The organism is Desemzia sp. FAM 23988, from assembly GCF_045528365.1.
In the GTDB taxonomy this organism is placed as follows: Bacteria; Bacillota; Bacilli; order Lactobacillales; family Carnobacteriaceae; genus Desemzia.
In genome coordinates, this window is sequence record NZ_JBGQQS010000009.1 from 14328 (window position 1) to 38504 (window position 24177).

At 33.4% G+C, this 24177-nt stretch carries 28 protein-coding genes; 14 read left to right on the plus strand and 14 right to left on the minus strand.

Annotation, left to right across the window (positions count from 1 at the left end; genetic code table 11):
- Positions 1–131: 131 nt before the first annotated feature.
- From nrdF to ACEN4L_RS06665, 5 genes are all read right to left on the minus strand, one after another.
- Complete coding sequence (gene nrdF, locus ACEN4L_RS06645) at positions 132–1094, minus strand: class 1b ribonucleoside-diphosphate reductase subunit beta (RefSeq protein WP_407096888.1); 963 nt, start codon at positions 1092–1094, stop codon at positions 132–134.
- Between the two features lie 520 nt (positions 1095–1614).
- The gene (gene nrdE / locus ACEN4L_RS06650; protein WP_407096887.1) at positions 1615–3792 is read right to left on the minus strand and encodes a class 1b ribonucleoside-diphosphate reductase subunit alpha; all 2178 of its coding nucleotides are present in this window, start codon (positions 3790–3792) and stop codon (positions 1615–1617) included.
- On the minus strand, positions 3779–4150 hold the full coding sequence (locus ACEN4L_RS06655) for a ribonucleotide reductase stimulatory protein (RefSeq protein ID WP_407096886.1): 372 nt from the start codon (positions 4148–4150) through the stop codon (positions 3779–3781). The genes nrdE and ACEN4L_RS06655 overlap by 14 nt, the downstream gene beginning before the upstream one ends.
- Entirely contained in the window at positions 4147–4380 is a 234-nt protein-coding gene (gene nrdH / locus ACEN4L_RS06660; protein ID WP_407096885.1) for a glutaredoxin-like protein NrdH, read from the minus strand. Before nrdH ends, ACEN4L_RS06655 begins: the two co-directional genes overlap by 4 nt.
- Positions 4381–4591: 211 nt before the next feature.
- Complete coding sequence (locus tag ACEN4L_RS06665; protein ID WP_407096884.1) at positions 4592–5335, minus strand: gamma-glutamyl-gamma-aminobutyrate hydrolase family protein; 744 nt, start codon at positions 5333–5335, stop codon at positions 4592–4594.
- A 285-nt stretch (positions 5336–5620) separates the two neighbouring features.
- Here ACEN4L_RS06665 and sufC point away from each other — a divergent pair, with 285 nt between their 5' ends.
- Genes sufC through sufB form a run of 5 tightly spaced genes read left to right on the plus strand, consistent with a single transcriptional unit; the run spans position 5621 to position 10764 of the window.
- Positions 5621–6394: a Fe-S cluster assembly ATPase SufC gene (sufC, locus tag ACEN4L_RS06670; RefSeq protein ID WP_407096883.1), complete on the plus strand. Its 774-nt coding sequence runs from the start codon at positions 5621–5623 to the stop codon at positions 6392–6394.
- Positions 6395–6405: 11 nt separating this feature from the next.
- A complete protein-coding gene (sufD, locus tag ACEN4L_RS06675) occupies positions 6406–7683 on the plus strand; it encodes a Fe-S cluster assembly protein SufD (RefSeq protein WP_407096882.1) in 1278 nt (425 codons plus the stop codon).
- Positions 7683–8921, plus strand: coding sequence for a cysteine desulfurase (locus ACEN4L_RS06680; protein ID WP_407096881.1), 1239 nt, complete (start codon positions 7683–7685; stop codon positions 8919–8921). The genes sufD and ACEN4L_RS06680 overlap by 1 nt, the downstream gene beginning before the upstream one ends.
- Positions 8908–9354 (plus strand): Fe-S cluster assembly sulfur transfer protein SufU, encoded by a 447-nt coding sequence (sufU, locus tag ACEN4L_RS06685; protein WP_407096880.1) that lies wholly within the window; start codon positions 8908–8910, stop codon positions 9352–9354. The genes ACEN4L_RS06680 and sufU overlap by 14 nt, the downstream gene beginning before the upstream one ends.
- A gap of 15 nt (positions 9355–9369) precedes the next feature.
- On the plus strand, positions 9370–10764 hold the full coding sequence (sufB, locus tag ACEN4L_RS06690; RefSeq protein ID WP_407096879.1) for a Fe-S cluster assembly protein SufB: 1395 nt from the start codon (positions 9370–9372) through the stop codon (positions 10762–10764).
- Positions 10765–10861: 97 nt separating this feature from the next.
- Here sufB and ACEN4L_RS06695 read toward each other — a convergent pair whose 3' ends face one another.
- The 9 genes from ACEN4L_RS06695 to ACEN4L_RS06735 all read right to left on the minus strand — a co-directional run bounded on the left by ACEN4L_RS06695 (position 10862) and on the right by ACEN4L_RS06735 (position 17378).
- Positions 10862–12052 carry a site-specific integrase gene (locus ACEN4L_RS06695; protein WP_071869091.1) on the minus strand — a complete coding sequence of 397 codons (1191 nt, stop codon included), beginning with the start codon at positions 12050–12052 and terminating at the stop codon, positions 10862–10864.
- 73 nt (positions 12053–12125) lie between these two features.
- Positions 12126–12332: a hypothetical protein gene (locus ACEN4L_RS06700; protein ID WP_071869090.1), complete on the minus strand. Its 207-nt coding sequence runs from the start codon at positions 12330–12332 to the stop codon at positions 12126–12128.
- A 617-nt stretch (positions 12333–12949) separates the two neighbouring features.
- On the minus strand, positions 12950–13138 hold the full coding sequence (locus ACEN4L_RS06705) for a helix-turn-helix domain-containing protein (protein ID WP_071869089.1): 189 nt from the start codon (positions 13136–13138) through the stop codon (positions 12950–12952).
- A 70-nt stretch (positions 13139–13208) separates the two neighbouring features.
- Positions 13209–13610 (minus strand): hypothetical protein, encoded by a 402-nt coding sequence (locus ACEN4L_RS06710; protein ID WP_071869088.1) that lies wholly within the window; start codon positions 13608–13610, stop codon positions 13209–13211.
- A gap of 18 nt (positions 13611–13628) precedes the next feature.
- The gene (locus ACEN4L_RS06715) at positions 13629–14087 is read right to left on the minus strand and encodes a hypothetical protein (protein WP_071869087.1); all 459 of its coding nucleotides are present in this window, start codon (positions 14085–14087) and stop codon (positions 13629–13631) included.
- 456 nt (positions 14088–14543) lie between these two features.
- Positions 14544–15128: an accessory gene regulator B family protein gene (locus ACEN4L_RS06720; RefSeq protein ID WP_142968840.1), complete on the minus strand. Its 585-nt coding sequence runs from the start codon at positions 15126–15128 to the stop codon at positions 14544–14546.
- 3 nt (positions 15129–15131) lie between these two features.
- On the minus strand, positions 15132–15266 hold the full coding sequence (locus tag ACEN4L_RS06725) for an AgrD family cyclic lactone autoinducer peptide (RefSeq protein ID WP_083571978.1): 135 nt from the start codon (positions 15264–15266) through the stop codon (positions 15132–15134).
- Between the two features lie 101 nt (positions 15267–15367).
- Positions 15368–16645, minus strand: a complete 1278-nt coding sequence (locus ACEN4L_RS06730) for a GHKL domain-containing protein (protein ID WP_164913551.1) — start codon at positions 16643–16645, stop codon at positions 15368–15370.
- Position 16646: 1 nt separating this feature from the next.
- Positions 16647–17378, minus strand: coding sequence for a LytTR family DNA-binding domain-containing protein (locus ACEN4L_RS06735; RefSeq protein WP_071860825.1), 732 nt, complete (start codon positions 17376–17378; stop codon positions 16647–16649).
- Positions 17379–17830: 452 nt separating this feature from the next.
- Between ACEN4L_RS06735 and ACEN4L_RS06740 the strand changes: the two genes are divergently transcribed.
- From ACEN4L_RS06740 to ACEN4L_RS06780, 9 genes are all read left to right on the plus strand, one after another.
- Entirely contained in the window at positions 17831–17962 is a 132-nt protein-coding gene (locus ACEN4L_RS06740) for a subtilosin A family bacteriocin (RefSeq protein WP_002336256.1), read from the plus strand.
- Between the two features lie 34 nt (positions 17963–17996).
- Positions 17997–18128, plus strand: coding sequence for a subtilosin A family bacteriocin (locus tag ACEN4L_RS06745; protein ID WP_002336257.1), 132 nt, complete (start codon positions 17997–17999; stop codon positions 18126–18128).
- A gap of 135 nt (positions 18129–18263) precedes the next feature.
- Entirely contained in the window at positions 18264–19619 is a 1356-nt protein-coding gene (locus tag ACEN4L_RS06750) for a radical SAM/SPASM domain-containing protein (protein ID WP_071869194.1), read from the plus strand.
- Positions 19620–20555 carry a hypothetical protein gene (locus ACEN4L_RS06755; RefSeq protein ID WP_071869193.1) on the plus strand — a complete coding sequence of 312 codons (936 nt, stop codon included), beginning with the start codon at positions 19620–19622 and terminating at the stop codon, positions 20553–20555. It abuts the gene before it with no gap.
- On the plus strand, positions 20548–21405 hold the full coding sequence (locus ACEN4L_RS06760) for a hypothetical protein (RefSeq protein ID WP_071860828.1): 858 nt from the start codon (positions 20548–20550) through the stop codon (positions 21403–21405). Before ACEN4L_RS06755 ends, ACEN4L_RS06760 begins: the two co-directional genes overlap by 8 nt.
- The gene (locus ACEN4L_RS06765; protein WP_071869192.1) at positions 21384–22079 is read left to right on the plus strand and encodes a hypothetical protein; all 696 of its coding nucleotides are present in this window, start codon (positions 21384–21386) and stop codon (positions 22077–22079) included. Before ACEN4L_RS06760 ends, ACEN4L_RS06765 begins: the two co-directional genes overlap by 22 nt.
- Positions 22072–22221: a YrhK family protein gene (locus ACEN4L_RS06770; protein ID WP_071860830.1), complete on the plus strand. Its 150-nt coding sequence runs from the start codon at positions 22072–22074 to the stop codon at positions 22219–22221. The genes ACEN4L_RS06765 and ACEN4L_RS06770 overlap by 8 nt, the downstream gene beginning before the upstream one ends.
- Positions 22214–22927: an ATP-binding cassette domain-containing protein gene (locus ACEN4L_RS06775; protein ID WP_071860831.1), complete on the plus strand. Its 714-nt coding sequence runs from the start codon at positions 22214–22216 to the stop codon at positions 22925–22927. Before ACEN4L_RS06770 ends, ACEN4L_RS06775 begins: the two co-directional genes overlap by 8 nt.
- Complete coding sequence (locus ACEN4L_RS06780) at positions 22928–24031, plus strand: hypothetical protein (protein ID WP_071869190.1); 1104 nt, start codon at positions 22928–22930, stop codon at positions 24029–24031.
- Positions 24032–24177: the final 146 nt, after the last annotated feature.

Below are 24177 nucleotides of genomic sequence, written 5' to 3' on the forward strand. Positions count from 1 at the left end.
CTCAATGAGTTTATTTTATGTTTTTATCCTACTAAAAACAATTGCCTTCTTGCTAAAAGTGAATTTTTTTTATCTGAAGAGACTAAAACGTTAGTGAACTGGTGTGTAAAGTGGGGGATAATAAGGTGTTTTTAAACACTCCACTTCTCATAATCTTCGTCAGCCATTGATTCTACCATTCCAACCAAATACCCATTTCCAACTTGAGAGAAGAAGTCATGATTTGAAGTTCCAGTTGAGATTCCGTTCATAATAACCGGATCTACATCGTCCGCGGTATCTGGGAATAAAGGATCAAAACCTAAATTTTGCAATGCTTTATTGGCATTGTACCGCAAGAAAACTTTGACGCGCTCAGTCCAACCCATCTCGTCATACAGGTATTGAGTATAATTCACTTCATTTTGGTAAAGAGTAAACAACAATTCGTAAGTCCAGTTTTTTAACTGTTCTTGTTCGTCTTCTGGCAATTGATTGTAGGCAATTTGGAATTTATAGCCGATGTAAGTTCCGTGCACTGATTCATCGCGCAAAATCAATTTGATGATTTCTGCTACGTTTGGCAATTTGTTATTGCCTAAATAATGAAGCGGAGCAAAGAAACCTGAATAAAATAAGAAAGATTCCAGCAATACACTAGCTACTTTACGTTCTAAATCCGTTCCGTTTTGATAAACGTGGTTGATAATTTCAGCTTTCTTTTGAAGCATTTCATTTGTGTTGGTCCATTGGAAAATTTCATCAATCTCTGATTTAGTATTTAGCGTACTGAAGATAGCACTGTAACTTTTTGCATGCATAGATTCCATGAATTGAATATTGTTGTACACAGCTTCTTCATGCTGCGTACGAATCGAATCCTTTAGAGAAGCTACACCATCTTGAGATTGAAGAGTGTCCAGTAAAGTAAGGCCGCCAAACACCTTTCCCATCATATCTTGTTCGTCTTTTGGAAGATTGTACCAGTCGTTCAAATCGTTTGACACTGGGATACGTGTATCTGTCCAAAACTGTTCAACCAATTTTTCCCAAGTTAGTTTATCAATCATATCTTCAATCTTGTTCCAGTTTATCGCATGATATTGTTCAGTCATTGCATCAACTTCTCCTTACTTTCGAGTTTTCATAATGTAGTAGAGCTGCGGTCGCTAGACACTCGAGAAAAAGATAAATTCAATTGAGGATAAAAGGCATCCTCAGTTGAATTTCCTATTTTCTTGTCGTGTCTACCAAGCGACCTCCGCATCGTATAGTAGAGCTGCAATCGCTTGGCTCTTGGTAAAATCATTATCTTTTTTGAGGATAAAGTGCATCCTCTAAAAAGAGAATAGATTTTCCTGTCGAGCCAGACCAGCGATTTCCGCATCCTGTTCTAGTAGAGCTGCGGTCGCTAGACACTCGAGAAAAAGATAAATTCAATTGAGGATAAAAGGCATCCTCAGTTGAATTTCCTATTTTCTTGTCGTGTCTCCCAAGCGACCTCCGCATCGTATAGTAGAGCTGCGAGGCCTAGCAATTTTGCAAAAAAGATAAATTATGTTTGGGACTGAGAAACGCTCCAATCATAATTTCCAATTTTTGCGTCATTGCTCCCAAGGCCTCTCCGCATCCTGTTTAAATAGTACAGCTTTCGCATTGGTTGGAGCCTATTTCTTCTGAGTTTTCTGTGAAGGTTCTGACGTAGTAAATGGATTTGATGCCTTTTTTCCATGCATAGTGTCTTAAAATGTTTAAGTCACGCGTGGTTTGCTTGTTAGTACGTCCCATTTTCCATTCGTATAATCCAGCAGGAATTTCAGATCGCATAAAGAGTGTTAAACTCATTCCTTGGTCAATGTGTTTTTGAGCTGCTGCATAGACATCAATGACTTTACGCATATCAATATCGTAAGCAGAAGTGTAGTAAGACAACGTTTCATTTGATAGATAAGGAGCAGGGTAATAAGTTTTACCTGTTTTCTTCTCTTGACGTTCTTCAATCAAACGAGTGATTGGGTGCAGGCTGGAAGACGTTTCGTTTACATAACTGATCGAACCAGTCGGCGCTACAGCTAAACGGTTTTGGTGGTACAATCCGCCAGTCATAATAGAATCTTTTAAAACTTCCCAATCTGCGGCTGTTGGTACTTGCAAATCGTCAAATAAGTGTTGTACTTTTTCGCTTTCGAAGATGAAATCTGCTGCAGTGTATTTGTCGAAATATTCTCCACTAGCGTATTTAGACTTCTCGAAGTTGTGGAAAGTTTCCTTACGTTCCATAGCGATTTGATTGCTGGCTTTCAATGTATAATAGTTCAACAACATGAAGTAAGCATCTGTAAATTCAACCGATTCCGATGAACCGTAAGTGATTTGGTTCAATGCTAAATAAGTGTGTAGGCCCATCGCACCTAAACCGATTGTATGGTAGCGGTCATTTCCATTTTTGATCGAAGGAACAGCTGAAATGCTGGATTGATCCGTAACAGTTGTCAACGCACGCACCATTGCATTCACTGATTTGCCAAAATCTGGAGATTTCATCAAGTTTACGATATTGGTCGAACCTAGGTTACAACTAATGTCAGTTCCTAAAGTTTCATAGGATTGATCATTATTGATCAGTGAAGGTTCTTGTATTTGCAAGATTTCACTACATAAGTTACTCATCGTGATCGTTCCATAAACCGGATTTTCACGGTTTGCTGTATCAATGTTGATGATATAAGGATAACCAGACTCTTGTTGCAATTTAGAGATTTCATTTTCCAAGTCACGTGCACGGATTTTTGATTTCCGTACTTCTTCATTATTTACCAAATTATCGTACTCAGCAGTAATGTCTACATAGGCAAAAGGTCTGCCATAAATGCGTTCCACATCATACGGGCTGAACAAGTACATCTGCTCATCATGGGCACACAATTCGTAGAATTTATCCGGTACAGTCAAACCAAGAGAGAGTGTTTTAACACGGACCTTTTCATCGGCATTTTCTTTCTTAGTCGATAAGAAAGAAACAATGTCCGGATGGAAGACGTTCAAATATACTGCTCCAGCACCATTGCGTTGTCCTAACTGATTTGAATAGCTGAAGCTGTCTTCCAATAATTTCATAACTGGGACAACACCGCTAGAGGCATTTTCAATTTTCTTGATTGGATCTCCTGCAGCACGCAAGTTGGACAAGTTCACTCCAACTCCGCCACCGATACGCGACAATTGCAATGCACTGTTGACGGTACGGCCGATGCTGTTCATGTCATCTGTTGCTTGGATCAAGAAACAAGACACTAATTCACCACGACGTTTACGTCCAGCGTTTAAGAAGGTAGGAGTAGCCGGTTGATAACGTTGATTGATGATTTCATCCGCAATCGTCCAAGCCAATTCTGTGTCGCCCTCTGCTAAATACAAAGCGTTAAACACAATACGGTCTTCATAACGTTCTAAGAAACGTTTGCCATCATTCGTTTTTAAAGCATATTGTGTGTAGAATTTGTAAGCCGACATAAACGAACGGAAGCGGAATTTACGGTTGTACATTTCATTAAACAAGTCTTTAACGAATTGTCTGTCGTATTGGTTCAAAAATTCTTCTTCGATATAATCGTTAGTAATCAAGTAGTTTAATTTTTCATCTAAAGTATAGAAGAAAACCGTGTTGGGATTCACATATTCCAAGAAGTAAGCACGCACGGCTTCACGATCTTTGTGCAATGGGATAGATCCATTGACTGGTCGATTCAATTCATTGTTCAGTTTAAAATAAGTGACCTCATTGGGTTTTGTAGCTAATTTAGGCTTTTCCAAGGTCGTTCACCGCTTTCTTTAATTTTTTTACATCTTCGTCATTCCCTTGAAATTCAAAGGTATGTAATAATGGTACATCATATTCAGCTGCCAAATCTTTTGCTGTAAAGACAAACAATTGAGCAAAATTCAAGTTCCCGCCGCCCGCGATGCCCTTAAAGTACTGTTTGTTATCAGCAGTTTCAAGAAAATCATTCAGAATTTCGGTAGCTTCTTTTTCATAGGTCGGCGTAACGATCACAAAAGGTTCGTTAATACTGATAAATGGATTTGTCGGAGTCAATTCCAACAAATCCATATCTAATTTTTGAACAAATTTTCTCGTTTGGCCGGTTAAAGAAATAAAAACTATTTTCATGCTAATTGGTCCAATAAATCTGGGCGGAATCCATTAAATGCATCTTGTCCATCAGCTAAGATGACAGGTACAGAGCTGAAACCTAATTCTTTGACTTCTGCTAATGCTTCTTCAGACTCAAATATATCTTTTATTTCGTAAAGAACACCTTTATCATCTAAGTATTTTTTGGTAAAATTACATTGCATGCAATTTGGTTTTGAGTAAATTACGATAGTTTTATCAGCCATTTTTCATTCTCCTTTGAACTTTTCTCTTAGTAGTTTTTATTCTACACTCCTTCAAAGAGAGTTGCAATCGAAATACTATATTTTGATAAATTATCCTATTCACAAGCTTCTAAACACAATATGTAGTGTTTTGCAAGCTTTTTTATTTTTGTCCGAAACAGCAAAAAAAGACTTCCATAACGCATTTTTACGGAAGTCTTTGATTTTTTTTTTATAAAGCAGGCGCATTATTTTTTTTTACTCGACTTACAAACTCAGTAAAGAGTTGTTGCATTTTTTTATCGGTTTTAATCATCAACTCTGGATGCCACTGAACGGCTACGATACTAGTTTCAGGATCTTTAGCTTCAAAAGCTTCAATCAATCGGTCCTTGCTCCAAGCAACTGCTTCAAATGGATCTGCTAATTCTTTGATGGCTTGATGATGATAAGAATTGACAACATAAGTCGTTCCGTAAATTCTAGCTAAACGACTGTCGGGATCAATAGTCACCGTATGAGCTCCATTGTCATACATCGTTTGTTGAATATGTTGCACGGTCAAATCTGAGTAAGAGCTAGCCAGATCTTGATACAAAGAACCTCCGAAAGCCACATTTAAGATCTGCATCCCACGGCATACTGCTAAGATTGGTTTCTTTTGCTGAATGGCTTCATTGATCAAAGCTATTTCAAAAGTATCTCGAATAGGACTAGTTGTTCCTAAAGCAGGAATCGGTTCTTCACCATACAATAGAGGGGAAACATCTTGACCACCAGCTAATAATAATCCATCGATTCGCGAAATGTATTCTTTCGCATCTTCTGGGTTTCCAAGCGGGAGGACAGAAGGCAGACCGTAAGCGGTCGTTATTCCCTCTACAAAACCTTGAGGAGTATACGTAATCGGCAATCCATCAAAATTAGGCGATTGTGGGGTTAAAATATTTCCCGGAATTCCAATAATCGGTTTCATCAATACACTTCCTTTCCAAAAGCAAACCAATCCATTATGGTTAGCCCTTATTTTACATGAATTAGGATGAAAAAGGTAGTGCGACTATAATGTGGATGAGGAAAACTTGTTTAAATTACATTGTGCTTAATTTAACATGCTTGTGCGTTTGAAAGTTTTTTTATGTCTTTAATGTTGTTTTAACAATGTGTAAATATTGTTCGTTTTTGTATAAAGTAGTGAAAATATACGATTATTCTGTTATTATTAGCCTATTAAAGGAAGCAGAGAAAAGAGGGATTCTTCATGTCAGTTTTAGAAATCAAAGATTTGCATGTTTTTATAGAAGAAAAGGAAATTTTAAAAGGGGTCAATTTGGTCATTAAAACAGGTGAGATCCATGCCATTATGGGACCAAATGGGACAGGGAAATCCACCTTATCAGCAGCTATCATGGGACATCCAAGCTATACTGTCACAAAAGGCAAGATTTTATTAGATGGAGAAAATGTGCTGGAAATGGAAGTGGATGAACGCGCTCGAGCGGGATTATTTTTAGCAGTCCAATACCCAAGTGAGATTGCTGGGGTCACGAACGCTGAGTTCATGCGAGCAGCTATCAATGCCAGAAGAGCAGAAGACGACAAAATCGGCGTCATGTCATTTATTAAAAAATTGGATGAAAAAATGGCAGTATTAGATATGCCGGAAGAAATGGCTGAACGTTATCTGAACGAAGGATTTTCCGGCGGGGAGAAGAAGCGAAATGAGATTTTGCAATTGATGATGATTGAGCCTACTTTTGCTATTTTAGATGAAATCGATTCAGGATTAGATATCGATGCCCTGCAAGTGGTGTCTAAAGGGGTCAACGCGATGCGTGGAGAGAACTTTGGTTCATTGATTATTACGCATTACCAACGTTTATTGAATTATATCGTGCCAGATGTAGTGCACATCATGATGAACGGTAAAGTGGTCTTGACTGGTGGAGCCGAATTGGCCAGACGTTTAGAAAGTGAAGGGTACAAAGGGATCAGCGAAGATTTAGGATTAGAAGTAGAAACCACTGAAGGTTAGGAGGAAATGAGATGAAAGTTACGAGTTCTTTGAATCACTTTGAAGCTGTAAAACAATTTTCTCAAAAACACCAAGAACCAGAGTGGATGTTGGAATTAAGATTAGAAGCTTATGATCAGATTGACCAACTGGAGCTTCCGGTTATTGAGAGGGCTCATTATGAACGTTGGCCGCTAATGGAAGTACCGGCAAGTACATTTGAAGACGACGAATCTTTTTCAGGTATTGTTTTATCTGAAGACAGCGCGCAACGTGTGGTGCAATTCGGGAAGAATACAGTAGAAGAAACTTTGCCGCAAAAATTGATCGATCAAGGCGTAATCTTCACGGATTTGTTCACAGCTGTTAAAGAACATGGGGATTTAGTCAAAGAAGTCTATATGCAGTTAGCCGTCAAGTTCAATGAAGACAAATTGACAGCTTTCCACACAGCGTTTATGAACAGTGGACTTTTTCTATATGTTCCTAAAAACGTCATTGTGGAAGAACCATTTGAGGCTGTCTTTGTTCAAAACAGCCAACTGCAAGAATTATTTGCCAAACACATCTTGATTTATGCAGACGAGAACAGTGAATTCACGTATGTAGAGCGTTTCGAAACGATTGGTGAGGAAAAGGCTGCTGCTTCGATTATTGCGGAAGTAATCACCAAATCAGGGGCCAAAGTGAAGTATTCAGCAGTGGATCAGCTTGGAGAAAACACGGTCTCGTACTTTAACCGCAGAGGGCATTTATTGCAAGACTCAAGATTGGAGTGGGCGATAGGGGTGATGAACGGCGGAAATGTGATCGCAGATTTTGATACTGATCTGATGGGAGAAGGTTCCCACAGTGAGATCAAAGTGGTAGCCATCAGCATGCATCAGCAGGTTCAAGCGATCGACACTCGAGTCACCAATTTTGGTCGTCATAGTGTAGGGCATATTTTACAACATGGCGTTATCAAAGACCGCGCTACGCTGACTTTTAACGGAATCGGACACATCATTAAAGGCGCAAAAGGGGCTGATGCTCAACAAGAAAGTCGAGTGTTGATGCTGTCGGATAAAGCCCGTGGCGATGCTAATCCCATTTTATTGATTGATGAAAATGATGTAACGGCAGGTCATGCGGCCAGTGTTGGTAGGGTAGATCCAGAAGAAATGTACTATTTGATGAGTCGCGGGATTCCAAAAGCTGAAGCAGAACGATTGGTGATCCGTGGTTTCTTAGGTTCGGTGATTGCAGCCATTCCATTGAAGAGCATTCGTGAGGATTTGGTCAGTACCATTGAAGGGAAGCTGTTGTAATGAAGTTGAACAGTCACCAGTTAAAAAAAGATTTCCCGATACTAAAACAACAAATCAATGATGAACCGTTAGTTTACCTAGACAATGCAGCGACTACACAAAAGCCTGTTGTTGTATTGAATGCTTTGCAAACTTATTACGAAACCTCCAATGCTAATGTACATCGCGGTGTTCATACATTAGCGGAACAAGCCACTGCTCAATATGAAGCCGTGAGAGAAAAAGTGCGTGAATTTATCCATGCTGAGGAAACAGCGGAGATTATTTTTACTCGCGGCACGACCACCTCATTGAACTGGGTTGCCAGAAGTTATGGAGAAGCCAATGTTTCTAAAGGAGACGAGATCGTGTTGTCTTATATGGAACATCATTCCAACTTGATTCCATGGCAACAACTGGCCAAGAAAACAGGAGCGGTGTTGAAATTCATTCCGCTATTGGATTCTGGAGAAGTGGATATGTCAGCAGCGGAAGAGTTGATTGGAGAGCAAACTAAAATTGTTGCTATCAGCCATTGTTCTAATGTGCTGGGGAGTATCAATCCTATAGCAGAATTGGCGGAACTGATTCACAAAACTGGTGCCGTTTTAGTAGTGGATGGCGCTCAGGCCGTGCCGCACATGCCGGTAGATGTTCAAGCATTAGGTGCCGACTTTTACGCATTTAGCGGACACAAGATGTTGGGACCGACTGGTATAGGCATCTTATACGGAAAAAGACACTTATTGGAACAAATGGAACCTGTTGAATTTGGCGGGGAAATGATCGAACTGGTGGAAGAGGAGGACAGTACTTGGAAAGAACTGCCTTGGAAGTTTGAAGCGGGAACCCCTAATGTTGCAGGCGTGATTGGACTGGGAGCAGCTATCGATTACTTATCCATAATTGGGATGGAAAATATACACGCTATGGAGCAAGAATTGATTGCCTATTTGTGGACGAAGCTTGAAAAAATAGAAGGTTTGACAGTGTATGGTCCAACTGATCCAGCTTTGCGTACAGGAGTAGTGGCCTTTAATCTCGACGGTATCCATCCACACGATGTCGCTACTGCTTTAGATATGGAAGGAATAGCGGTTCGGGCTGGGACTCATTGCGCTCAACCGTTGATGCGTCAATTGAACGTGCATTCCACTGTTCGAGTGAGTTTTTATGTGTACAATACCACAGAAGATGTGGACAAATTTGTGGAAGCTATTCAAGCAGTAAAGGAGTTTTTCCAACATGGCATTATCTAAATTAGACCAGCTTTATCGACAAGTGATCCTTGATCATTCTCAATACCCGCATCACAAGGGGGGATTGGCAGAATCGACCCATCAAATTGAACTGACCAATCCAACTTGTGGAGATGTGATTCAATTGCATTTAAGAATCGAAGATAACCTGATTAAAGACATTTGTTTTTCTGGACACGGTTGTACCATCAGTCGTGCCAGTGCAAGTATGATGACGGATGTGATGATAGGGAAAACAGCAAAGGAAGCCTTTGAACTGACCCATCTGTTTTCAGAATTGGTCCAAGGCAAAGAAGTTTCCGATGTAGAAGCTTTAGGTGATGCGGCTTTATTGAACGGCGTAGCGAAATTTCCAGCACGTATCAAATGTGCCACCTTATCGTGGAAAGCACTGGAAAAAGCACTGGCTGCTGCGGAACAGGACCAGAATTAAAGGAGGCAAAAATGAATGATATCTGAATTACAATTTGAAGATTACAAATTTGGTTTCCATGATGATGTGGAGTCAGTTTATTCTACGGGAAAAGGCGTTTCAGAATCTGTGGTGAGGGAAATTTCTGCCCGCAAACAAGAGCCGCACTGGATGTTGGATTATCGATTGAAAGCCTACCAGCACTTTTTGAGTCGACCCATGCCTGAATGGGGAGCAGATTTATCTGAGATTCATTTTGATGAAATCACGTATTACCGCAAACCCAGTGATAAACCCGAGCGCAGTTGGGATGATGTGCCGGAGAAAATCAAGGAAACCTTTGAAAGAATCGGTATTCCGGAAGCCGAACGTAAATATCTGGCTGGAGCGGGAGCACAATATGAATCCGAAGTGGTTTACCACAACATGAAAGAAGAATATGAAAAACTAGGAATCGTTTTTTTAGACACCGATACAGCTTTGAAAGAATACCCTGAAATTTTTAAAGAACATTTTGGAACTGTCGTACCGCTAACCGATAACAAGCTGGCTGCACTGAATTCAGCCGTCTGGTCTGGCGGAACCTTCATTTATGTCCCGAAAGGCGTCCGCATTGATGTTCCTTTGCAAATGTATTTTCGGATTAATGATGAAGGCATGGGTCAATTTGAACGGACATTGATCGTGGTGGATGAAGGAGCTAGTGTACATTATGTCGAAGGCTGTACAGCACCAACTTTTTCGTCCAGCAGTCTGCACGCTGCAATTGTAGAGATCATCGTCAAGAAAGACGCCTATTGTCGCTATACGACGATCCAAAATTGGTCGGACAATGTGTATAACTTGGTGACGAAACGGGCGACAGCTGCTGAAGGAGCCACGATGGAATGGATCGATGGCAATCTTGGGGCGCGTACAACTATGAAGTACCCGAGCATCTTGTTGAATGGTCGAGGGGCAACGGGAACGATGCTGTCTATTGCGATGGCAGGAAAAGGTCAGAACCAAGATACCGGAGCTAAAATGATTCACAACGCACCCAATACATCTAGTTCTATAATTTCAAAGTCTATTGCTAAAGACGGCGGAGAAGTCAATTATCGCGGACAAGTGACCTTTGGAAAAAATTCTGGTGGATCCATCTCACATATCGAATGCGATACGATTATCATGGATGATTTATCGAAATCTGATACGATTCCTTTCAATGAAATTCATAATGGGAATGTTTCGTTGGAGCATGAAGCGAAAGTATCCAAAATCTCTGAAGAACAACTGTATTATTTGATGAGTCGCGGATTGACGGAGCAGCAAGCGACTGAAATGATTATTATGGGATTTGTAGAGCCATTTTCGAAGGAGTTACCGATGGAATACGCGGTGGAATTGAACCGGCTAATTGCTTATGAGATGGAAGGCAGTGTAGGTTAATTTTAATTTAAGCGCTAGAAATGTTGATTTATCAATGTTTCTGGTGCTTCTTTTTTTCGAAAAAGTAAACTAACTACAAAACTAACTACAACGGAGGTTAAAAGAGATATTTCTCTTTTTCAATAAATTTAGCAAATTGATCCGCACTGCGTTCCTCGCGTTCAGGATAGAAGTAGTTATAAACCTGACGAGTCATCTTAGAATCTTTATGGCCAACTCGATACATAATATCCTCTAGATTCATATCTGCCATTGCACAAAGAGAAACGTGCGTCTTCCTGAATTCATGAAGAGTAATCCGTTTTAGGTTGTACTTGGTTGCAATGACATCATACCAATCGTTTGCTTGACCAGGACGACAAAACATATTTTCTCTATTTGGAAACACAAGCTGGTGCTTACTTGTAGATTTAAATCCTAAAATAGTTAACTCTAACTGCTGTCTAGTTTTCCATTCCTGTAACATAGTCATAGTTTCTGAATCAATTGAAATGGTTCTTTTTCCAGCATTTGTTTTAGCACTTTGGCTAGCTACTTTAGTTATTTTAGTAGTAGGATCACTTTCGACTTCAGCTAGTGTTTTACTGATGATTAATTTATTCGTTTCAAAATTAATATCATTCCATTCAAGAGCAAGTATTTCTGATTTTCTAGCGCCTGTATAGGACAGGACACGAAAATAGGTTTCGATTTTCTTATTTCCATGTTTTTTGCATGAATCTAGAAAAAGCGCTAATTCTTTTGGTGTATAAACTGTCATTGTTTCAGTAGCGACTAAATGTTCATCAATTTCTTGACGTTTAATTGGCTCAGTTTTCCGCATAGGATTTTCAGTAATGAGTTCTTGTTGGATACCATATTGAAAAATTTGAGCAACCGCTCTCCGAAAATAGTAAGCCTGTTTATATCCATCTCTTATCCAGCGACGATTAACTTGAGTACAAAATCGAACAGAAATATCATTTATTTTTTTGTCTCCAAAATATTCAAGTGCATGATCTTCAATTGCTCTTCTAGTGATCATGATAGTAGACGGCTTTACTTTCAATCGATATTGCTCGATGAATTCTTCATACAACTCTTTAAAAGTGATATTGCCATTCATTTTAATTAGATTTCTGTCAAAATCTAATTGTAGTTGTCTGTAGACTTGTTGGGCATCTTTTTTTGTTTGAAAGCCACTTCTTGTAGTGCGGACTTCTTCACCAAACTCAGCCTTTCCAAGATAGCATTGGAATTTCCAGAGTTTTTTATTGTATTTTGTGTATTGCTTAAAAGAAACAGACATTAAAATCTTCCTTCCTAATTCATTATTTGGATTAGGATATTTTGTTTTTAGTAAGATTTTAATAATTGAGGCTTTAATCAGATGAATCATTTTTTAATTGATTGAAAATATTTTTAACATCTTCAAGATCATACAAATGTTGCCGACCAATCATAATTACTTCTAATCCATTTAGATGAAGTGTTTTTAAGGTGTCATAACCAATATGCAATTCCGTCATCAAAGTTTGTTGATTAATATATCTTCCAAGAATTAGTGATGTCCTATCAAGCTTAGTCATATGATCTTACCTTTCTTTACACAATAGACTGGTTACGATATTTATTTGCATATTTTCGTTGAAAAAAATAGCAATCATCCTTTCTTCATTAAGAGTGTATTTGCCTCAAGATGCTGCGAGCTAGAATTAAATACTATACTTTAATTATAATACGCTTAGCATCTTTTTCCTATACTAAGTGGGAAAAGGATAATTGTTTTAAGGAATGTTATCACTTATTCAAACGACTTAGGAAAGTCCACAGGAATTTCACCTCAACTCAAACTTGGAGAAGCTACCCAATGCCGTGAAGCGTTCAAGGTAGGAGTATCATTATAGTGAATACAAATCATGGCTTCTTCAAGTTCCTAAATGAAGAGTGTAAATCAAATAATAATCGCTCGTTTTTTCAAAGTCATTGCGGATTTGTTTACCTAGCTTATTGTAATCAAAAAGTATTTGAATAAGTTATTCAATTTTCAAAGAGCAGTTTTGGTTATATACTAATAAGAGGTTTATTGGATAAGAAAACACAACATTTAATTTGTTAAATATGGAAAAATGGCCGAGGTTGTACTCTCAGCCATTTTTTTGGTTTAATTCAAATTTGGGTTGTAAATAAATATTTGATATTCTTATTATTGAACTTCAAAATCCATTATCAACCTGATAAAGCGCTCTGATAACTCTTGATAGCAGTCTAAATCAATCCTGCCATCACGTGTAGCCTCTTTTAGTAATAAAGGTTGAAACTGTTGGTACAAATTTACCATTGATTCATGATCACCTTTCTGAGCTTTAATAGCTAAAGAAGTAAGAGTTTCCATATTCTATTCCTCCCTTAAAAAGTTTTATAAATTTTTTAAAGGAGGAGCTCGTATATAAATAAATCTGAGATTATCTTTTCATTAACTTCTTTAACTTTTCTAGCAACCTTTTCTTGTAAATAGAAATTGCCTGCTGTGATATTTCCTTTTCTTGTGCAAGTTCAGTATCACTTTTTTTTACAACATATTTTTCTAAGAGAAATCTCTTTTCTTTAGTATTAAGCTGTTTGATTGCTTTTATAAGCATTTCATCTTCAAAATACGTTTCAATGTTTATCAAGTCAAGTAATGGCATATTGATAATATTAAAATAGTTATCTGTGTAAGAAGAATCGAGTGTGATATCTTGAAAATCGGTAAGGAGTAATTTAGCAGAGTAGTTTCTCTTTTTTCTATAATAGTTGTTTGCATGATAGTGTATTCCTATATGAATGTATTTTTTTAGTTTGTTATCACTTGGAGTATTTGCCATGTGAACTACCTCCTATATCTATGTGACTTTTTCCGTATGTCGATACTGCCAAAAACCTCTATAAACTTTTTCAACAGGCAAGTTATTATCTTCTACCATTCTTGGTAAAATATTACTTACTAGATTTTTATAACCTAAATTGAAATGTAGATTTTTTGTGACTACAGAATAAATTTGTGAAGCATTCATTGGTATGCCAGAAGATTTCAAAATGTAGCAGATATCTTTAGAAATAATGTCATAGGGAATAGAAGAAAGCTTTATTTTTTGATCCTTAAATTTTGTGTAATCAATCTCTTTCTTTGGGATAATAGTAGTTTGAGAAAGTGCATGTCCTTCAGAAATAGTATTTTCTATTTCTTCTATTCGATTTAATCGTTTTTCAACGGCTTCATATAGACTGGCTACGGCTTTTCTTTCATGCATTAATTCAATCAGCAGCTTCATCAGGGTTCTTTTTTCTTCTAACAGATTCAAAATAATCACCTCTTTATTAATAAGAGGTTTTAAAGTTACAAAATTACAACAAAAACCGACCATCAATCTAATAAATTGATAGTCGGTTTTTGTTGCTTTATTAAATTAAAAGTGGGTAATAAAGATTATTTATGCCAACAGACTGTTTTCTGAATACAAAAAAGTAATTTATGAGGGAAAATAGAAAAAATTAGCCCAAATTGGTGAATCTACAAAATTTTTATTCGAAATTATTTCTCTATTGATAGATATTTTTGTGCAGGTAAAAGTGGCAGTTATTACGATAATAACTGCCGTTTTAGCAATTACTATCACTGGCTTATCAATTTTTATTTAATAAGGTAAGGAATGTAAATTTACTTATTGAATAACAATTTAAAAGCAGAGAAGAGACGCCAGTTCGAAAATACTTATTAGCAGCATGGCCCACTATGATCTCTATCTCATATTTTTAGTTCACAAAAATAGTTTAGATTTTCTATTTCGAAAAAATTTGCCAAGAGAAAGTGAGAGTGCATTAATAACAATGCTCCAGCTTAGCATAATAATTAACAATTTGAATTGAAAAATCACACAAAAAAGAAAAACAAATAAGTATTTGTAAAGTGATAATTTCAGTTTGTTTTTAAAGTAAACTAACTCTTCATTATCAAGTGGTTTATTTTTATTATCAATAGGATTGGATAAATAAATATAGATGTAAGATACACAAGCTAAAAATTTTAAAATATTAATTGATACAGTATCTGATTTGACTAATATTATCATCAATTGAATTAGCAATAGAGAGAAGAGAATACAAAAGTGATCATTTTTTAAATGTAGTCCTCCAGCATATCGTCTCAGGGTAAGGAAACAGATAGTAAAAAATATTGTTTCTAAAAGGAAATGATTAATTGTACCTAAAGTTAAAATAAGAAATGCGATAAAGAGATATTGAAAAAGCGTTTCTAATCCATAAATGTATATATCTACTTCATCCAAGTCTATAATTTTTTCTTTGACTAAAGTGTTCGCTATGATTCTAGTAAATTTTTGCATATTCTAAAATTTTCTTAATTTTTTTACATTTTTAGGAATTTTTTTTTGCCCAAAGATAAATGCACAAGTAAAGTTTACAGACAGTCCTGCACTAGCAAAACTTATTTTTTTTGTTAAATTGAGAATTTGTTTCTTCATAATTCCATATCTCCTTTATTTTTATTTTATTTATAAGTAGTTAGAAATATAGAGTTACTTTCTTACTACTGTATAATTTGTTTGAAAAAAGTTAAGAACTTTCAATTAAAGTCCCATAAAATTATTTTTACGCAATAATAATCATTTTCGATAAATTGCTCGTAAATACCACTATTTTCACGGACAGTTTTTTTTATGTTTTTTATTCCTATTCCTTCATTGGGAATTTCACTGTGATTAGTATCAATGGTATTTTTTATGTTAATAAACAAACTTTGATCAAAATATTTAATCTTTAGATCAATTTTTTTGAAACAAGATTTATCAATTTCTAAACAAGCATTAATAGCATTATCAAGTAAATTACCAAAAAGTACAATAATGATGTCATTTTCTAAATTTAATTCTTCAGGAATGAGACAATTTACTTGAGTAACTATACCATGATTTTTTGCAAAATATATTTTATGAGAAAGTAAATAATTCAATTCTTTATTTGGAGTGTAGACTTCAAGCGAGTTATTATCTAATTCTGAAATTTGCGATTGAATAGTTAATATGAAATTCATCGCATCTGTATATTTTTTATTTTCAATGTGACTTGCTAAGATAAGTACCGTGTTTTTGAAATCGTGCCTCATAGATTGAAGTTGCTCCTGTGAAGCAATAGCATTAGTAAGTTCCTTTTTCTGCTTAATTAAGTTAAATTCTAGTTTTTGATACTCTAAATCAGTTCTGTTTTCTTTCTTCATACGATTATACAGAATAAGAAAACCTAAATTGAGAAAAGAAATCTCAAATATCAGCAATAAAGTAAGAATCGTATTTTCGATAGGTATTTCTATTATAAAATATAAAAACATATAACAAGACAATACAAATAATGAGGTTAATGGAACAAGACAAACAATTAACTTTGAAGCTTTTCTTGTTCTAAAAAAATCTTTTTTTAATAGAATTATTGCACAGATAATTAAAACTGTCTTAGTAGCAAATGTTGGAATTGTTCCATCTATAACTAAGGGAATTTTATCTAAATCATAATTAAGTAATTGAGTTAGTTCCAGAGCTGTAATGCTCTCACTTAATAAAGTAATTAAGACATAAATACCCCCAAAATAGAATTTATCAATCATTGGTAATTTAATGTTATGAGTTAAAAAAGCTATAAAAAGTATATATGATATTAAATTAAGTAGTGTTAAAGTTGATTCACTCAAGGGAATGAAATGACTTATATTTATTCCTAAATTTGGTATGAAAACTCCGAAGAAGCCTATTATTAATTTATTCTTTTTACATTCTGCAAATCTTTTCATAAAAAAATAAAATAAGAATATATCAATGAGTGTCGAAGTCATTAACAAGAATATCGTCATATTAAAATTTCCTTTCCATATATCTAAGTATTTCAGTTCTTGCATACGATCTGAATTTTCTACTTATTGGAAGAATTTGATGATTTTGTAATTCGTGATTACTAAATTTCAATATAACATTTTCACCAGATAAACGTATTAAAGATTTCAGATTAATGATAAATGACGTATGAATTTGAACAAAAGAGTCATTCAGTTTTTTTAATAAATCGTTTGTTGACATGATAAATTCATCTGCACCATTTTCAGTATGAATTAAAACGTATCTCCCCTTTTTTTCAAAATAAATAATGTTTTTAAAAGGCACCAAAACTACTTCATTTCTTTTTTTATAATAAAATTCTTCTTCTTCTGAATCAAGTAAATCTGTTATTCTATCAATTGTTTTAAATAGCTTTTCTTTGGTTACAGGTTTTATTAAATAATCAAAAGTATTTACCTCAAAAACATCTTTCATATATTGTGTGTAATAAGTACAAAAAATAATAAAAGCATGTACATCAGTTGATCTTATAAGCTTTGCTAATTGTAAACCATTAATAGTTGGTATCTCGACGTCTAAAATGTAAATATCATAGTGACTATTGTTAAGATTGTTAATGAGTCGCTCTGATTGATTAAAAATATCACAATCTATTGTAAAACTATCGCTTGTATATTCTAATAGATAATTTTCAATAGAGCTAGTAACTATTGGAATGTCATCACATATTGCAATTTTTAAGGTCTTCATATTTGAGGCTCCAATCTTTAATTAGTTATGAACGGCATAAAGAAATCAAATATTGTACAATCAATTTTAACTCCTTCAATAGTAAAATCGTCTGATTTGTCATGATCAGCAAAGTAAATGTAACGATAAACAAAATTTGAAAATACCGTTGATCACTTTAAATAATTTTAACATGCTAGTTTTCATTTTGGAAATATAGATTACAATGCGAACAGGTTCTATGTATTAATTGTTTTAAAATTTTCTTATGTTATTTAAGACAGCTTGATTGTCGATTGTTACATGTCAATTTTTTTTTTGAAGAATTTGTTACATTGGTAACAAGTAGTAATGTATTTTACTAGCTCTTAAGAATTACCTGTTTAATGACTTTTCTTGAAGTTAAATTTATGTTTTATCCACAAAAAGTTATTTTATGGGTATCAAATTATATAGTATAGGAGGGGAGAATAATGGAAAAAGCAATGGTTGTAAATAACAAAAGCTGTTCAGTATGTGCTATTGGAGCAGCTTGCTTAGCGGATGGACCAGTTCCAGATTTTGAAATTGCAGGGGTATCTGCTATTTTCACAGCATTTGGTTAAAGTATTTAAAGTATTAAAAGGAGGTGAAAATGATATGGAAAAAGCCATGATTGTAAATAACAAAAGCTGTTCAGTATGTGCTATTGGAGCAGCTTGTTTAGCGGATGGACCAGTTCCAGATTTTGAAATTGCAGGGGTATCTGCTATTTTCACAGCATTTGGTTAGAAAATAATTAAGCAAATACATTACTACTTAACTATAAATAATAGTGTCATCATAATACGGAGTAATAGTATGATAAGCTCCGTATTATGTAATAGTTGGATTTAACTTGTAATTTAATAAGAGGAGGTGTCTCAAATGAACTATTTAGCAATTAATCCTAAGGTATCAATGTTTTTGACAAAAGATGCATACAATATAATCATCGAAAAAGAAGATTCCAACAAAAGGAAAATATATGATTATTTTTCTGTTAACAAAACAGGAAAACTTATTCTTGAAAGTATAAATGGAGTAGAAAAATTCGATACGATCATAGATATATTTATAAAAAAACATAATCTTATTGAAGATGATCGTCAATGGATTACTGAATTCATAATGGATATGATTCGTAAAGAAATTATACTTGTTGAAAAAAAGCCAAGCAAAACGCCTCACGTTCTAGTGATATTTGGAGAGACTAATTTAATATCTCCAATGCATGTAACTATCGAAATTACTGAAAAATGCAATCTTTATTGTGATCATTGCTACTTAAACGCATCATGCAATAAAACTACTTCAATAGACTATGAAAGTTTTGAGCCTTTAGTAAAAGAATTAAAAGAAAATAACGTTTTATCTATCGAGTTAACAGGTGGAGAAGTTTTCATGAATAAAGATGCTGATGCAATTTTGGAACTAGCATTTGCAGAGTTTGCTCAAGTTGCAGTTTTGACCAATGGAACAATTTTAAAAAAATCAAGTCTAGAAATTCTAAAAAGAAATAAAGATAAGTTAGTGGTTAGTATTTCTTTAGATAGTGTTTCGGAGGAAACACACGATTCTTTTAGAGGATTCAAAGGAGCTTTTAAGAGTACATGTAGAACTATAAAAAAATTGAGTGATGAAGGTATTCATGTAAGAGTTGCATCCTCGATTTTCGATAAAAATATGTGGGAAATTGATAAACTAGCAGAATTATCAAAGAGATTAGGTGCAGAAATCTTTGTTTATAATTTTATTGAAGATTTTGGTCGAGGAATAGAGTTCAACGAGTCTAATGCTATTGCATCTACAGAGAAGTATCGTAAATATTTAAATGATACAGTTCATAAATTTAAGGATATTATTCCTATAATTGAATCAGAATTCTTTTTAAAAGCATCATCAAACTGTGGTGCTGGGATCAATTCTTTTCTTATTGGTTCTAATGGGGATATCCGTCCTTGTGCAATATTCCCTAAAAACAAGATTTTTGGAAATATTTTTCAAGAAGAATTCTCAAATATTTTTAGCAAAGACATTTACAGCCAGTTAAGTAAAATAAAACCACCTAGTACAGAGAATGGATGTTCAGTAGATTGTCCAAAATATTTATCATGCTTAGGTTGCTACATGAAAGGATTAGAAAATAATTTTGATAAACAACCTAATGAATTTTGTACTTGGATAAAACACAATGATCTTGCTGAATTTATGGAAGTATATAAGGAAGGTCGTGCTGTCTAAATGAAATGTATATCTAAGTATTTTTTTAGGCATCTTCCCAATGAAGCTACTAAAAGAACAATTCTTTTGGTACAGAAAGAAATTATATCGAAAATTAATCATATTGAACTTGAATTAGGTATAGTGGTTAAAATGTTTGTAGTAGGATCAATTTCCAGCTCATTCGTTGAACTGGTTAGTATTCAATCAGTTGATGAGTTAACAGAAACTCAGTATAGAGAAATCATTACAAAAATAGGAGTATTAGAAAAAAAACAATTTAACTCATTAGGTTCAATTGATATCTCCAGTTTGGAAATTGAGGATATTGGTTTAAAAAGAAAAATTAAAAATAATACTGACAAAACTTTTATAATTTTAAATAATCAATTTAAGAATTGGAATGACTATAAGTTCATCCCAAACAAAGAAATTTTGTTAGGTAAATTTGAATTGAATGGTGAACCACGAAATACGAATGTATCATTTATTGGTAATTATTTTAATATTGAATCTCTAAATTCATATGAAGAGCTTGCAAAATTGAAATTATATGAACAATTATGGGAAAGCAACAGAGGGTTACTTAATATCAGAGAGAAGGGGTACTGTTATTCGACAGTAGCGAAATTTCATGAAAGATTAAGTATTTTTATAATAGGATCAGTGGCGGAGTATAGTATTGAAAAAAGCGAATTCGTTAGAAAAAGTATCCAAAGCGCGAAGTTTTCAAGCGATAGTTTGAGGAAAGCAAAACAGAGATTGAAAAAAAACCTTCTAATTTCTTCTAGTATAAATCAATCTTGCTACACTCTGTTTCCTTTCTGGATTTTCAATAAAGAAGTAGTTATAGAAGATATAATCAACGTTATTGATAAATTAAATGTGGATGATCTACAATGTAAATTTTTATCTAGTGAATTTGTATGTACAAAGATTGGGGTAAATAATGAATAAAGAATATATCTATATGGAATTTAGTTTTCCTATCAATGTTTCAGTAGATCATATATATATATATCCAAAATTTGAAATGTTACCAGGTTATTTACATTTGCTTGAACACATGATTATACGAAATAGTAAAGTGGAGTTAGAAAAGTATGAACTTAAAAATAATATTTATAACGCATTAACTGATAAAAAGAAGATGAACTTTGTATTTATTCACAGTGATTTTGAAGAAATTCCTATTAGTTTTTCAGCAGATACCTTTTTTCAAGAAGAAGATTTTAATACAGAAAAAAAGATTATTATAGAGGAAAGAAAGTTATATCCTGATAATTATCCATCTGTCGATAAGATTTTGGGAACAGAAGATCAAATTGAAGAATTTAAGTTGAGAATTTTACAGAACATTTTAATAAACAATGAATTTTCTTTTATACACTTTAATTATGCCTCTCATAATCAAAAAATAAATGAGAAGAGAAAAGAGTACGTACCTATTTCTATGAATTCGATTTTTAATTCTGTAATTTCTAAAAGCAAAGGATATATTATTTTAAAAGAATCCTTTGTTGCAAAGTTAATTATCTATTTTTTAAGAATATTAGAATTCACTGTTATTGGGCTTAAGTTTAATGTTAACAAGGAAAATAAAAGAATAGAAATATCATATTACGAAAATACAGATTTACCCAAACTACTAACCCAAAAATCTCAGATATTAAAACGTTATAAAATATTTCTAAATGAGTTTAGGTTTCATAATCAAGAAATGATTTATCTAATAGAAAATTTTGAATGCGTAATTGAATTTGAAAAGTACTGGGAGGAATTGACTTGGGAAAAGCTTCTATATTAAAAAAGAAAGCTGTCTTTCTTTTTATAGTTAACCTAGTTATGTTGCTTATTGTATGGGGATTAAGAATTTATGGAATAAAGCCACCTAATGTATCAAACTATCTAGTTTGTTTGGTTTATTTCATTATTTTGATGTTAGAGTTAGAGTTCAGTAATATGCTGATTTTTTTTAAAGAGCAATCGTTTTCCACACCTAATTTTCTTAGTAATTTAATTAGTACTATAAATATTGGAATCTTTCTCATGACTCTGCTCCTTTTATGCAATCGTTTATTCAACAATTCTTTTATAGGGATTTTAGATAGTAAAGTTTGGTTATTGAATATTTCTCTATTCTTAGTTAGTATATTATTAGTGATAAAAAAGCAAATCATAAATTTAAAAGATAAGAAGAAAGTGTTATTTATTTTTATAGGAATGGGATTATTCATCTTTCAGCTTACTGTTTTAGACGTCTTTTCTATTTTAGTGATTTTTTTTACTACAAGCATAATAGATAGATTTAATCTGAATGCTAATTATCGAACAATCACGTTGTATTTGTTAGTTATTCCTATGATTACATTATTATTAGTAGCCTTAAAGTCTCAAAATATTGTCGTTTGGTTTATAGTTGGAATGTTGATGATAGTATCTATTACAATTAGAAAGTTAGGAGGAGCTATTTATGGATAGAAAGTTATTAAGAATACTTATTGCTATTTGTTTTTTAGTAGGTGGTATTGTATTTTTGGTTAAGCAAGAATACATTTACGCCATAGTATTTTTTGTGGTGGCAGTTGTATATTTATTGAACAGAGGCAAACGAAATGAGTGAGAATGAACCACTATTGTTTATAAGCAATCTCAAATCTTGGTATGAGAAAGAAAAATTTATAATAGATATTGAGGAACTAACAATTTTTAAGCACAGTATAGTTGGATTAGTTGGGAGAAATGGTGCAGGGAAAACTACACTTATTAATACGTTGAGTAGTGTAACTGATCAATATAGTGTAACTAAAATTAAATGGTTGAACAAACCAATATCTTTTGAAAAATTAGAATTCAAGAAAAATCGATTTACTGTTTTTACAGAAAATAATGGATTTATGAATTGGAATTTTGATCAATACATTCGGTTGCTATGTAAGTTATATAACGTAGTATTTGATAATGAAAAATTATTGTATTTAACTGAGGGCTTTCATTTTACCTCATATAGAAATGTTCTGATTAAAGATTTATCCACAGGTAATAAAAAAAAGGTATTTCTTATTTCAGGACTATTTCTTAGGCGGCCTCTATTAATTTTGGATGAGCCTCTGGATGGTCTTGATTTTGATTCTACAGAATTTCTTTATAAAGAACTCATGGAATATAAAAAATATGGCTCAATTTTTATGAGTTCGCATATTATTGAAAGTATAACAAGAGTATGTAATGAAATTATGGTACTGAAAAACGGAAAGATAAATAGTTTCAAATTGCAACAGGACTTAGTTTCTGATCAATTACTTAAAAAAATAATGGGAGAACTTTAAATGATAACTATTACTTTTAGAGATTTGCTTAATTTAAAGAAGCTAACATTCACCTTAATTTCTTTATTAGCCGCTTGGTATTTTTCTTATAATTTTACTATTCATTTTAATCTGCCCATTATTTTTTTTAGTGTTTTTATTGTTACATTTCTCTCATCTATGCAGACATATTTTTCATACTTTATCAAAGGAAGGATCATTGACTATTATCAACTACCAATACCAATAAATCATTTTTATGTAATTTTTCTAACAAGTGTTTTCTTTGTAAATTTACTTGAAAGATTGTTAATATTGGGAGTCATATTTTATAGTCAATTTATTAGTAATTTTCCAGCATTTATATACTGTTTGGTTTATTCAATGTATGTTATATTGATTAGCTTCTTTACATTTGATCTTATGCAGAAAGATAGTCTAATTTTTTATAAAAAAGCTTCTAAAATGATAACATATCTAATTGCTATGACTATTCCGATTTTGATAGATAGTCTCATACTACTATTCTTATTATTACTAGTTGCCGTGGTTAAATTAGTAAAAATAAAACATTTAGTCTATATTTCTGAACAATTAAGAAGCAGATCAAGCCTTGTTAAAAATAATTATTTTACCAATTCTTTAGTTATGGATGGTGCTTTTTTTATCAACTTGATTTTTGGGATGGTTTTCATTGCATATCTATTAATGCAAAATACTAATGTTCATGTTATTGTACCATTAATTTTTACTATAATTTCTATTAATTCACCCATTGCAACATTAATATCGTCGGATAGAGGAATGTTAAAACAAATTAAGTCATTGCCAAATTCTAGATATATTTATATGATGTATTTCAGACTACTGCTTGTCTATTTTTCTTCGATGAATGTTTTCATTTTTCTTATACTAATTTATTTGAATATTATAACTGCAAATTTGTTTACCGTTTTTTTTATAGCAGTATTAATACTATTCGAATCAATATTTTCAACCATATTGGAGATACGTTTTCCTATAAAAAAATGGCATTTAAAAAAAGATATATGGAAAAATCCAAGAAAATATATTTTAGCTGCTATAGTTTATTTATTTACGTTTCTCTTTAGCTTTTTATTTTAGCTCCGATTCTCGAATCTCTTTGCAGAGATAGAGGATAGGAGCTATTTTATTAATGACTTTAGTCGGTTTCAATCGCTAAAGTCATTGGAACAAAAAAAACACGTGTACTGCGCGTGGAAGAAGTAGCTTTAGCGATAAAACTCCTT